We start from the raw sequence: 14,431 nt of genomic DNA, 5'->3' as shown, positions 1-14,431 counted from the left end.
AACTGATATGTATTCAAATCATAACGAGATCCGCAGTAAACTGGCACTATTGCAGCTAGCCAAAGAGCTTGGAAGTATCAGTAAAGCCTGCGACATGATGGGTTACAGCCGGGACAGCTATTACCGCTTTAAGAAACAGTACGAGAATGCCGGCGAACAGGGACTGCACAACCTGTCGAGAAAGAAGAGCACACTTAAGAACCGGGTCTCACAGGAAGTGGAAGATCAGGTCATAGAGATCGCACTCGACTATCCTAATTATGGTCAGGCCAAGGTGGCGGAGCTGCTAACCGCGAGGGGATGTACCATATCCCCCAGTGGGGTACGCACCATCTGGCTGCGTCATAACCTTGAGACTAAGCACAACCGCTTGCTCGCCCTGAACAGCCGCCTGCGACAGCAAAATGAGCTCGACTTCAATGCTCAGCACCAGATAGAAAAGTCCTGCAAACTGCAGCAGGAGGAAGGGGCACTCGACTGCCAGAGACCCGGTGATATCTGCGTACAGGATACTTTTAGAGTCGGCAATATTCCCGGGCTTGGCACTGTCTATCAACACACCTGCATGGATGCCTACAGCCAATACTCACATGCCCGGGCCTCTCTCGATAAGAGCTCACAGCTGGCCTCCGACTTTCTCCGGGCACAGGTACTTCCCTGGTATAAGGAGCAAGGTATTCCCATCAACAGTATTTTAACCGACAGGGGCGCCGAATTCAGCGGTAAACAGAGCCAGCCATTTCAGGCTCTGCTTCAGGAAGCCTCCATTAATCACATTCAGAAAAGGGCCTATAACGGACCTATCGTTAATGGACTCGCCGCCAGGTTTCAGAGCCTGGCCCACAGTGAGTTCTACGCGCCATTCTTAAAGAGAAATAAGGTATCAAACATAGAAATCTTAAACGACAATCTGCAAAAATGGCTTAAGCGCTACAACCATCAATATGCGATTGCCGGAAGGTATACCTTAGGCAAAACGGCCATTGAGGTGATAGAGCTCAGCCGTCACCTGTATAGATAGATGGAGGTAGAGATAGTTCAGGGCATCGATTAATCAATACCCTGAATTTAGAGTGCCTTACAGACTAAACATATTGCCGCTTATAGTGGCTGTTTAAGAACCGGCAGATTCAACTCCTCGTTGAGATAAACTTCGATGCGTCGGTTATCATCGGGGTTTTCGCTGATCAACTCAGACTCACCTTTGCCTACGACTGTGATGATCTCTGCTGAAATATGAAAGTTTGTCGACAGCATCTCAGCCACCGACGCGGCACGACGCTCAGATAACTTTTGGTTGTATTCTCGGGATCCCGCTGCCGAAGTGTGACCAAAGACGGTGATCTCTTTTACATCATACTCATTGATAAAATCGGCTAACTTCTGAATCTTATCTGTGTAAGTGACATCAATTTTATCACTGTCATTTTCATATAAAACAGTGAGCTTAATTTCCGCCACTCTCGGAGCAAACTCAGTGCAACCTTTAGTATTGACGACATGTGATTGCGGCGTGTTGGCGCATCGGTCTTGCCCGTCGAACACACCATCTTTGTCACTATCTTTTACAGCCACAGGCACTATCGACTTAGGTGAAGTGGCAGCCTTAACCTGGGTATTTACCGTAGATTTAGACTCTGACGCGCCAAACCAATATCGAAAACCTAAGGAAACCACACCCACATCATCAGCATCCAGCGGCATATGCTGATAGCTGACATAGGCCTGAAGATCATGATTGATTTGGTAGCCTAACTCGGCACCTAACCAGACACCCGAACCTGAACGCGAATCGTCCCCCAGAGTATCCGACTCATCTGATAGAGAAGAGGTGACGGCATCCATTTCCCAATCAAAATACCCCAGCTTACCAGTGACACTGAAGCGTTCGCTGATAGGATAAGTACCCAATACACTCAATGAGAAGCCATCGGCAGTTTCAGGATACACATTCTCGGCTAAATCATAATAAGCATCTAAGTCTATCGCTTGACCCGAGAACTCGACACTTCGATCTCCAAGATCCGTATAGCCCGCTTCTAAACTAATATATTGATTAAACTTATATCCCAAAAACAGGCTATAACTCGCCCCTGAGTCATCAACTTTTGTGCTGGAGGCGTTGATCCCGGCTTGCTCATAAAGTTTATCTAACCCATTTTCAGAGACATCTGTTTTAGCCAAGCCAAATTGTCCACCAAGGTACCAGCCTTGTGACCACATATGTTCAGCTTCAACCTGAGATTCATGATTAGAAGCCTGCGCAGCAAGGGGAGAAAGAAGCGCCCCCAATGCGACGCTGAAAAGTGGGCTAAATGTTTTGTTATTCATAAAAATATTACACCTGATTTATTTAAGCAGACCTGAAAGTGTTTGCTCTATCTATCTTTAAAACGTTCCCGTTACGGGATATACAGATAAACAGAAGTAACATCAGCAAACTCCAGATACTCACCGCACCACCGGATGATTCTGTCTTGGCAACGACTTGGGTTCCGGTTGTCACTTCGATATGAATTACCGCCTCAGCCTTCTGACCAAATGCATCCTCAATCACATAGGTGATGCTGTCGTTCCCGCTAAAACTGATATCGGATATATAGGTAATGATGCCGTCAGCTCCGATCTCCAGGGTGCCATTTTGCGCGGCAGCGCTTATCACACCGATATCATCGCCATCGGGGTCGTAGTCGTTTGTCAGTACATTAATGGCTACCTGCTCACCCTGCAGCACCTCAGCATTATCATCGATAGCAACCGGCGCCTGATTCGCTAAGATAGTGATATTGACCACAGCATGGCCGGTGCCGCCATTTCCATCTGAAATACCGTAGCGGACTGTATCTTGCCCAACGATATTAGTCGGAGCCTGATAAACAATACTGCCACCATCAATCACCACGGAACCAAAATCGGCACTAACAGAAACTATTCTTAAATCATCACCGTCCGGGTCGCTGTCATTAACGAGAATGTCTATCAAGACCTCTTCATTCAATTTAACGGTCAAGCTATCGTTGATAGCAACCGGGGCACGATTTCCCCGAAGTCTGGTACCGACAAAACCGGGATCGGCAATACTACCATTGGTTATACCGTCATCATCATTCGCTCCACCATCCCGAATAATAAGCTGCACACACCAATCGCCTTCATTTAAGCCAGGCTGCCACAAATCGCTCCCCGTGGGCGGACAATAGCCAGGCTCGCCTCTTGTAGACCAAAGGCTGTTATCAGCATCTTCGACAAAGTCGCCCCACCCTGAGTCGGAACGATACTTACGATAGACGGCATCCATGGGGATCGGACTACGCAGCGGTGTAACAATGCGATACAGCTGACTGTTATCAGGTAGGCCGTAAGCGATAAAGTCCATGATCCCACCCACATTGATAGCCTGCTGGTCGACTGGGATCAGGTCATCATACTTATCGCTTTTCTCTGTGATTAAGGCCCCACCTGTCGACGCATTAAACGTCAGCTCGCCTCTTCTCAAGCAGACCCCCGGGTCCCCCTCGACCAGGTACTGGTTTTGAGTTTCACTCTTTTCAAACAGGACATTACACTCATCGACACGATCTAAATAGTCTGGGGTGCCATCGCCGTCGGTATCTTGATAACCCTCAATATTGTCGGGGATCAAATCACCATCGGAATCGGCATCGGTTAGCACCTCTAGGGCATCCACGACATGAACATAGATAGTCGCCTTGTCATCGAGTGCAGGAACGCCGTTGTCGGTCACTAACAGGTTAACTTGATAGACACCGGTATCCAGCTCTGACGGCTCGAAGGTAAACGAAGCATCTGACTGGCTGATATTAGTTAGCTGTGAATCCCAACTAAATTCCCAGGTGTCATCAACATTGGCATCGTAAACTGTCGAGTCGATAATCACTTCCCCGCCAGTACGACTTACTGTTAATCTAGAGTCCCCAGCTTGGCTTGCTGTTAAGCTCACCTTAGGTGCAATATTACCTTCACTAATAGTTAGCGTATGGCTCGATTGACTGGCTCGATTTAAACTCGAACCTAAGGTCAACGTCAGAGTTTCATCCCCCTCGATTAAGTCATCCTGTAAGATATCGATTAAGAGCTCAGCCTCGGTTCCTGACTCGATTACCACCTCCCCCGATGCCAACACATAATCAGAATCAACGACGGTTCCAGAAAGCTGGTAATCGATCACTAATGGATAAGTCTCAGATGGGCCGTTAAGATACACACCAACCTTAGCCTTCTCACCTTCTAATACAGTTTGGTCCTTCTTGAAAGAGACCAGAGGCCTGACACAGATGTTTTGCGCAGCAATAGTGACGCGCCCCTCACTATCAACGGCCTGCCAAAACGCCTGACTATTCCCGGGAGGAAATAACAAGTTATTATTGATGATAGACACTGGCAACGGGTTACCAAAATTATCAACCGCTGTCGCCGTACCTATATCCAGTCTGGTGTATAGGGCATCTGCATCGGCTCTTAAGTCACCACACAGATCGTCCGGCAGTGAAATTACCGGGAATAGCGCACCCTCATCAATATCGATATCGATTCGAATGCGGCCCACATCGGTTAACCCCTCCGGGTCCGCAATAAGATATTCAATAACGACTTCGCCTACCAAGCCTTGCACTGGTGTGTAAGTAATCTCGTTGCCCTGAATATCAATTTGCCCCATACCCACACTCGCAGACAGTAAGCTAATTAACTCATTTTCAGGATCACTGTCGTTAGCCAGTGGTAATATCTTGATCGGTTGCCAGTCATTGACCGCAAAGCTGTCATCGACGGCTACCGGCGGTAAATTATCCTCTTCACTCTCTTTAACCGTTACAGTTACCATTGCTTGAGCCGTAAGCTCATCACCATTAACACCGTCACTGACGGTGTATGAGAAGCTTAACTCACCGATAAAGCCCTCTGGTGGCATAAATGCGAGTGTATTATCCGCATTTAGCTGAACATTCGCCTGAGAACTACCGATATTTACAATCGTAAGCGAGTCGCCATCGACATCGGAATCATTACCCAGTACAGAAATATTGATAGCTTCATCCACTATGGTTGAAGCAATATCGTTCAACGCGACCGGGCGATCATTTACCGGTGTAACCGTCACAAAAATTACGGCACAATCTGAAAGCCCGCTAGCATCTTCAACACAGTAGGCGATTTGATCTTCACCATGATAATTGGCCTCGGGGGTATAAAGAACGCTGCCATCACTGCCGATAACGACGGTGCCGTGAGCCGCTTGAGCCGAAGTTACACTTAACTGGCTATCATCGACATCAATATCGTTTACTAACGGATAAGTCGAAGTCGGCGTATCCTCGTCTAATATCAACATATCGTTAATCGCATCCGGCGCATCATTAACCGGCGCTATTGAGATAGTCACCATGACCACATTACTATCGAGTGAGCCATCACTCACCCTATAGCTGAAGCTATCTGACAAAGACTCTTCACCGTTATGCTGATAGACAAACGAGCCATCCCCATTCAAAGTTAAAGAGCCATGACTGACACCACTCACCAAGATGACCGTTAACGGATCGTTATCTACATCTGAGTCGTTAGTTTTTACACCATTGCTACTTGCAACAGTTAAGATTTTTCCCTCGCTCACAGAGTAAGTATCACCCTGCGCTACCGGCTTATCATTTACCGGTGACACATTAACGGTGACAGACGCACTACTCAGGCCACCAGCATTATCCGCTATGGTATAGGTGAGTGTATCGACCCCATTAAAGTTAGCCGCCGGTGTATAAGAGACTTTACCTGCAACAACAGATACCTTAGATCCACTGGCGGGAGTCGCAACAGAGGAGAGATTCACAACATGACCGGTATCGATATCAAAATCGTTGACCAGCACATCAAACAAATGGCTCCCCGAATCTTCTGCAATATTATCGAAGTTATCATCTAAAGCACTCGGCAGCCGGTTTAAGAAGCTCAGCGGCAGTTCAACCGGTGTTGAGGTCACATTAGTGTTTAGGTTATCCACATAAGAGAATGTCCCCCTAACCGGGTAATTTTCTGAAGCCAAAGTCGGGACTAATCCTGACTCAAGCAGTTCAAGTCGAAGTACATACTGCTCATCGTTACTGTCTGCATCGGAATTGATCACAGAGCCAAATACAACCGAGTAGGATTGGCCACTTTGGGTAAATGCACTGGTTGCATCGACAAATGTATTACTGCTAAGAGTATTTAAACCTACCGGAGCCAGAGACGCCGTTAACCCTGTATCGAACAGACGCTTCAATTTGGCACTGTTAGCTTTAACGGCTAATCCTGTCGGCAACTCGACATTGATGGTTAAATCATCGGTTCTGCCCGTTGGAATGTTAAGAGTGACCTCGAGAGTAAACTCCTCACCTTGAATAAAGTCATTGCCCGCCGTCTCAACTAAGGTTGAACTCACCACAGAGACAGACATTTGAGGCTGACCCGATGACGATGTGATGCTGACAGAGAACAAGGTCGGATTCTTGCCGTCACTGGCATCGGCATTGTCATCACTGGGAACATCGGTAAAGTTTGTTCCGCTCAATATACCCTGATTGGCAACAACGGTTCCATCCGCTGTCGATGAGTCAATAGTGACAATGACTCCAGCATTAATCACACTACCCGGAGTTATATCGCCGATATTCAGTGCAAATGGTGCATCCGATACTACGACCCCCTGACTCGTAAAGCCGCTGTTGGCGATCACTGTCGTATTAGCAGGAATTGCATCTGCCAAGCGGCTATTAACAGCCGTTGCCGAACCGGAATTGACAATTGTAAACTGATAGAGAACCTGATCATCAGGGTCGACCAAACCATCACCGTCAAGATCGTTAACTAAGCTCCAATCCAGGTAAACATCGACATCAGGCTCACTCGCCCCACCACTCACAGCCGTATAGCGGACGGGCTGAGAACCGTCAGCCTGGTTACCGTTACTGTCACTGGTAACCGCATCGGTCTGATCGCTGTTACCTATTGCAGTGTGAGTAAACTGTTCAATGGTAGGTGTTGCATCTGAATCGAATAATGGGTCATCGATAGTAACTTGATACTCGGCCACTATCACCTGACCTGCCGCGAGAGACGCAATAGTAACATCAACATTGCTTCCCGAAACATTGATGATATTGGCACCGGAAATTACAGAAGTCGGGGCGACATAGGTCACGCCTACAGGCAGAGTTTCAGCCAAGGTGACATTAGTTAGCTCACTGGATGAGATATTCTGAATAAAATAACTGATCTTCATGGTGTCACTGGGTGAGATCTCACCATTACCATCTAGATCTTGAGTCCACTGCGCCGTTTGCTGAATATAGAGCGCATCGAGTCGTCCAACGGCATCTTGCACATAGATGATTGTTGCCTGATCGCCGTTACTGTCGTTGGCATCTGAATCAGAGAGTTCCGGCACTGTTAGCTCTGAATCCACGGCTCCCTGAGCCCGGATCTGAGTGCCGGCTGTCACGCCACTGTTGATGCTGACCCTATAGTTCAATGTCACCACATCATTAGTGTTCATCGCACCAATATCAAATGCCAGATTTGGCAAGCTACCTACATCGATACTGCCCTGACTCGTAGTTGCCGGCGTTGTTGCCACATAGGTAGTGTTGCCGGGAATATTCTCACTATAGCTGGTCTGGCTAACCGCCGGCCCCTTGTTAGTTATTACCACTGTGTATTCAAGAATATCACCGACCTCAAGCACTCCCGCATCACCATCATCCACGGCAATGACAACGCTATGGCTAACATCGATAAATGACAGGCTCCTGGTCGTAATACTCGTCGAGCCACCGAAGCTGTAATCTCTCTCAACCGCGGGAGTTCCCGGTAACGATGAGTAAACACCATTGGATATACCGATCGATAAGACTTTATCTATCTCAGTATCGCTGTCCACGGTGACTTCAAAGGTGAATGATTTTCTGTCTTCGACCAAGGTAATTGAACCCATATCGACACTTAGCACACCAGGAACGCTACTATCGATACTGCCATCACCCACATGACTAGAGCCTGTGTAGGTCAATCCGGCAGGGATATTAATATCGAAACTCGTTTCAAAAGCATCGGCACTGCTCGAGTCATGGTCCAAAACAACGGCAATGCTGACCTTATCGCCCAGAGACACTTCACTCAGGCTAGGCGTGATAGAAAAGAGTAAGTTGGGCTCTGCGATAGTGACAGGCTCGATATCAGGCCCGGCCGCACCCGCCTGGCTAGTCACCGACGCGGTGTTATTTAGTATCACACCGGCGACATTGCCCGGTTCATCCTCGACTTGCGCGACTAAGCGCACAATAAAGAAATCGTTACCGGCATCGGCATCTGAGGTGTTAGTCACATCACCGAAGCTATAGGTCAATGTGCCGGTAGGCGATTCTACCGGAGTACCGGCTCCGCTGTAGCTGATATGTGCCCCTGCGATGATACTGCTTGAAACAAAGCTAAGCCCCCCAGGCAAAGTATCGGTTAACACCAGGCTCTTGCTCATCCCCTCGATCAGGTCGATACGAATATCATAGGAAACCGTTTCACCGATAGCGAAGTTACTATCGGCCTGACCGGCACTCAAGCCTTGCTGAATCGAGAGGCTGGAATCGACGGTAAATGCCTGTGTTACTGACTCACCATAGTTATCTAAGTTGCCGTCATCATCATCCAATGAGTCACTGCTGTCACGTCCACCACCTGCTTCCAGGCTGTTGTAATTGGCCGTTACCGTATTAGATACAGAATCACCGGCATTGGCGCTATTCGCTATCACAACATCATAATCTACCTGAACTGAAGCGGTTGGCGGCAGGTTAAACAGCGGCCAGGTTAAGGTATCATCGGCATTGTTCGTGGTTGTAACCTGTGCATCTGCACTGGCCAATGGTGTAGAGGTATTGGTTAATACCGCCGCATCGGCAATGTTAGTTAACACAAGATTAGCAAATGTACTGCCACTGCCCGTTCCGTCAGGTCCACCTAGCAACTCTGCAGGTAAAAGATCTGCAACACTTACCCGATACGCCGTTGCCTTGGTTGAGGTGTTGGTCAATGTGATCTTATAGGAGACCGTATCACCCGCATCACTCCCGGTTGCACCTGAAGTTATCGTTTTCGATAAGTCCAGATTCGCTTCGATAACATCGATAACCAATGTTTTAGTCGGTGGCGTGGATGCATTATCGTAGCTGGCCGAGGCACCTATCGACAGAGATGTCCCCGCCTGGTTTGCCAAAATATTATCGACTTCAACCTCAATTTCGATAGAGATATCTTGCGCACCACTGTGACTGTTGGTGAGCGCACCAAAATCGAAGATGAGTGGATCGTCAGCTGGTCCCAGGTTGGTTTCGGGTGTCAGAGATGCGGTAAAGTTACTCGCTGGAGTCGTGATATTAACCGGGGTACCTGTGTAGGTTAATCCCGTTGGCAGATCATAGGTAAATACGAAGTTGTCCGTCGTACCTACCGGAATAGCCATAGTAGCCATGACGGTAGTTTTATCAAGAATAGGCAGTTCACTACTGCCAGCCGTTAGATTAATGGTTGGCTTGCCTGCGGTAACAGTAACCGAATCACTTGCGATTAAATCATTAACCTTCTGGGCAGAATCGTTATCGTTGCCACTACCGGTTCGCTCTCCCGTGTCGCCTTCGGCGGCTCCTGGAGCCGCATCACCGGTCCCCCTTGCTCCCGGCAGAGAGGTCACTGTGGCGCTCAGGGTGTTGGTCAATTTTTCCTCAAAACCAATCGTAGGATCGACCGTCGCGGTATATACAAGTGTGATTGTCTCGCCCGGGTCCAGATAATGCTCGCCGCTCACACAGGACGCGTTAGATGCCAGTGTATTACCGATGAAACTAAAACAGCCCAACAGATCTTTGCTGCCACGGGACAAGGTGGCACTGGTTAACGATGGACTCTGTAACCTTGCAGGTAAGAGGTCGCTGACCTCCCACTCCCAGCCCCGGCTTGCATTCGTGGAGTTACTGTTGGTTATTACTGTGGTAAAGGTAACCAACTCGCCACCGGTAACACTCGAAGGTGATGCCAATTTACTGACTGCCAGATCGGCCTCAACAACCGTAAACCCGGCTGTATCGGTTACTTTCTGAGGATTATTATCGACATTGTTATAATTGATATTGGCCGTTAATGTCTTAACATTGGTTCGCTCATTGTCTGAGGTATTTTTGACTAAGATGCTGAAGGTCAGGATGATCTGCTCATCGTTAGCATCATTATCGCTGTTAGTTATACTCCCAAGATCAAACCCAATTTTCGACCCGTTAATCACCGGAGAAATCACGGTATTACTCTCAGGGATCGGTGCCAGCCCTCCAGACAAGTTACTGCCCTGCAGTGAAGCAGACTCAAAAGCTCTAATGAGGGCCGTGCCCGTCAGGTACTCGGTACCGGCAGGCAGGTCGATATCGATGATCGCATTGCTACCATCCTCACTGCTCACGCCCTCGGGTACAGTGACCGTGAGTCGGTAAGTCAATACTTCGCCTATGGCGCCCTCTACCGAACCCGTATCACTGGTCCACGATTCAGATGAGTCAATTATACTGAAATCGGCCACACTCAAAGCGGTGACCGAAGCCGTTGCAGAGCCGGTATCACTGCTATCTCTTTCAGGATTACCAGAAACGCCGGCCTGGCTATCCCCCGTCGCCGAGACGTTACTGGCATAACTCGAGCCTGTCACCACCCCATCTTTCACGACAGCGCTATAGGTAAATACCTCGCTAGCGCCTACCGCCAACGCACCGCTTGCCGTATAGGTAACCTGTGGATTGACGAACGAATAACTGTATCCTGCAGGTGTCGTGCCTTCCACTGCGCTGGTTACATCGAACAGATCAGCGTTTAAGATATCGGTTACGACAATATCGTAGGCAGGGGCGGTACCATTATTGGCTAAATTGATGGTTACCGTGACCGTATCACCCGCGGTCAGACCCGAGGCCGGAGAGAAGCTGGAGGTCACCGCTAAATTATGCTCGGTGAAGTCGACAGAGGCACTATCTTGAATTGGGCTTCCCGTCTGATCCTTATAGGTTAGATTTGCCGTGAGCGTGGTGTTTTGAGCCGCATCGATAGCACTTAATGAGGTGCTATCGGTCACCAAGGCATTGACGGTAAAAGTAAAGCTGTTATTACTGGCGATGTTATCGTTGGTCACCGATGTTATGGCCGGACTATCGAAGGCCACACTGATGCTCTGCCCGCTATTCACAGCACCACTGGCCGTGATAGTTGGCGCGGTATCGACAGTTCCTGCAAATCCCGTGGTATCCACATTAAGACTGGCATCGACATATTCAAAGCCTGCCGGCAGAGCCACGAATACATTTAAATTTTCTGTACTGCCCTCTGGGAGGGTCACACTGGTTTCATAGGTCGCAATATCCCCCACCACCAAGTTACCCGGATTCCCTTTGGGGGCAACACTTTTTAAGCTAGTCGTTACCGCAGGATACTCCATGGTGATCACTGCCGAATCACTTATAGTCGGGAATGACACCGCACCGCTTGCAGACGACCAGTTGACACTCGCCGTAGAGGTTAAAATCTCATTGGGGTTAACCGAAGAATCTATGTCGGCGCTATAGGTGATGATCGCCGTATCACTGCTAAATGACGTTCCGGGAGTGCCATCATTTTTAGGCAGCGGGTTAGTTAAGGTAAGACCTGTTAGTAGATTGCCAGTATAGGCTATAGGAGTGCCCGCGCCATCTAACACCGAATCTATGCTGATATTTGTCAGACCAGCTATGGCCGGGGCCGTAACGACTGCATCATGGGCATCGGCACCGCCGCTGTTTTCAACCGTGATGGCTAAGCTCAAGCTATCACCGGCATCAGACTTAAAAATATCACTATCCACAGGCGAAGCAGATATCAAGGATGCGTCGGCAACTGAGTTATCACTGGCAGCAATGCCATAGGTCAGCGTCAGCTCAGGCGCTCTGACATGCAACTGCACCGGCGAGGTATCTATAGCCATAACGCTGGGAGTGTTGGCGGTGCTGGCTAAAAACAGGGTAGTTAGAAACAGATCATCGGCAAAGGGATCATCTTCGATGGCCACACGAATATCGACGGCAATGGTTTGAGCGCTTGTTGAAGAGACGTTAGGCCATACGATGCGTAACTTATTGGTCGCAGCATCAACCGAGATGTTCGCTGGCGTTAGGGCCAGAGTATCTGTTGCGGCTGGGACAATATCTGTACCAAAAGTAGTACTAATACTAGAGACATCGAACACAGGCAGAGGCAGGTATGTTTCGAAGACGATGCTGTCTGTATCGCCAGAAGGCACAGAGAGTGAGTGACGCAAAGTAACAACATCGTCGGGGGCATATTCAGCCTGTGGGTTAACGATAGAGAGCGCGTTGCTGACAGAGGTGATGCCGACAGAGCTTGCCGAGCCATCGGTACAGCTTGTCGCACCTACGGTCAGGCTGTATTCGGCACTTGCCGTCGCCTGCAGGTTATCGTTAGCGAGCACTGGCTGACTCGTTGCGACATAGGCTTGATCTACGGTCGCGGTATAAGCAACAGCAATTGTCGTACCCGGTGCCAGGTTACCGGTGACGGCGTGCACATCATAAGTAAGTGTTGTTATACCGGCATTGACGGAAACGGACGGCGTGATCACCACAGCCCCGCCGTTAACCGTCATAGCTTGATGAGCGGCAAAGGTGAAGCCATCGGGAAGCACATCGGTTATCACCAGAGAGTTCGCCTCTCCAAACTGAGTCAGCGCCAGCGTGTCGGTAAAGGTAACGGTATCACCCGGCTGAACTAACCTCGGTGAAGCCGACTGGCGAATAACCAGATGTTTAGCCGTAAGCGATGAGCTGCCGTTCTGTTGAGGAAGAGGAGTATCATCAGGGTATTCAACATCCAGTTGTGCATTGCTGGTCAGCAGCTGAGTACCGCACTGGGACTCATCTAATATATCCGTGATATAGGCCGTATAACTGACACTTGCATCATTTCCTGCTGCAGTACCTGTTATAGAAGTAAAGTTGCTGGTAAAGATACCACCCGGTGCAGAGGTCAACGGCTCTGCCGTTTTAACAAAACCAACACCACCGGTTGCCGATGAAGCATGATATTGAAGTGCGGCATCTAAGCTGTTTTGATGCTTCAGGTCGAAAGCGGTTTTGCCGTTAGCAACATCTATCTTATCGGTAACACTGAATTTGAAAGCCGAACCCGGTACATTCTCGGCTTCCGGCGCGTTATTTGAAGATTGGAATAAGATAACAGTTGGCGTAACGCTTTTACTTATTAAGGTACCCTCAATTGCACCATTGTCTCCGGTCGCCGTATCTCCATATTCGAAGACCCCTTGGACACCCACAGATAGCGGAGTACCTACCACAACAGAGGTATCGAGCGTAGCACAGACATTTACCGCTAGCTCCGGGCCATCTTTAACAACTGAGCCTAAGGGAAGTGTCAACAGACTCAAACCACGCCCCTGCTCAGAGCTGACAATCGACCCCGTTTTAGGATCGGTTAAGGAGCCGGAAACAGGAAAGCTACCCACATTGGTCACAGTCACGCCACTTCCCAGAAAGCTCGCCGAGTCCAGTGTTATCTCGGAGGGAAAGTCCAGACGAATATAGGGACCAAAGCCCGGAGTCGTATCGGAGTTACTGAAACCGACGTCAAAACAGACCTGCTCACCGGCAAAGGATGCTGCAGGTAACCCATTGGTTAAAGCGGGGGTTGCAGCATGTGCAGAAGCTTGTGTGAGAAGTGAAGAGAAAAAAGAAATAAACAGAGTTGAAACAAGCAACTTATATTTTGTCATAGTAACGCTATCTTCCGGTGATATCACAATTCGTTAGATGAGAGGACTCAAATAAGGCAATCTCCTCCCCCCTCAAAACCACTTCAAACTGCCAAGTGAGACCAAGCGGCAACCAAGTGGTAACACAAGCCGCGCAACACTAACAAATCCACAACCAAAGTAAAGTGCGATCGCCACATTTTTGACACTCGCCATTTAAGCAACACAAAAGCACCTCTCTGATTTAGCATCAAAAAAATGAAACATTGCATCACCAATTAACCGGCAGCAAGAACAACACGCTAAAACAGAGCCCTCAACTGGTAATTTCAATACATTAACAAAAACAAGCATGTTAAAAATCATCGATTTTGTCGCATACGGATAACTGAAAAGCTGAACTCTCCCTAAGTGAGCAATCGTGAGAGTTATGCTCTCGCTCCGAAATACCTATCCCCCCTCATCGAACGACAACGATGAAAACCGCTCTCACCTCCCACGTGAATTAGAGACCGCTAATAAAAAATCAAAGAAAACAACAAATAAAATTCAGGACTATGAGTATTAAGCCACAAATAATAAACACCTATA

The 14,431-nt window shown here is 48.5% G+C and carries 3 protein-coding genes; 1 reads left to right on the top strand and 2 read right to left on the bottom strand.

Annotation, left to right across the window (positions count from 1 at the left end):
- Window positions 1–7: 7 nt before the first annotated feature.
- Window positions 8–1,021: a helix-turn-helix domain-containing protein gene (locus Q1B47_RS14755; RefSeq protein WP_299795126.1), complete on the top strand. Its 1,014-nt coding sequence runs from the start codon at window positions 8–10 to the stop codon at window positions 1,019–1,021.
- Between the two features lie 80 nt (window positions 1,022–1,101).
- Here the strand turns inward: Q1B47_RS14755 and Q1B47_RS14750 are convergent, their stop codons facing one another.
- Complete coding sequence (locus Q1B47_RS14750) at window positions 1,102–2,331, bottom strand: OmpA family protein (protein ID WP_299795124.1); 1,230 nt, start codon at window positions 2,329–2,331, stop codon at window positions 1,102–1,104.
- A 22-nt stretch (window positions 2,332–2,353) separates the two neighbouring features.
- Window positions 2,354–13,861 (bottom strand): Ig-like domain-containing protein, encoded by an 11,508-nt coding sequence (locus Q1B47_RS14745; RefSeq protein ID WP_299795122.1) that lies wholly within the window; start codon window positions 13,859–13,861, stop codon window positions 2,354–2,356.
- Window positions 13,862–14,431: the final 570 nt, after the last annotated feature.

Source organism: uncultured Shewanella sp. (genome assembly GCF_947501225.1).
GTDB lineage: Bacteria > Pseudomonadota > Gammaproteobacteria > Enterobacterales > Shewanellaceae > Shewanella.
Note: the sequence above shows the minus strand (reverse complement) of the source record. Positions and strands in the feature narration are given on the sequence as shown.

What these genes read in the sequence shown, in the direction of transcription:
- Q1B47_RS14755 (WP_299795126.1), top strand. Translation starts at nt 8, where the DNA reads ATGTATTCAAATCATAACGAGATCCGCAGTAAACTGGCACTATTGCAG.
- Q1B47_RS14750 (WP_299795124.1), bottom strand. Translation starts at nt 2,331, where the DNA reads ATGAATAACAAAACATTTAGCCCACTTTTCAGCGTCGCATTGGGGGCG.
- Q1B47_RS14745 (WP_299795122.1), bottom strand. Translation starts at nt 13,861, where the DNA reads ATGACAAAATATAAGTTGCTTGTTTCAACTCTGTTTATTTCTTTTTTC.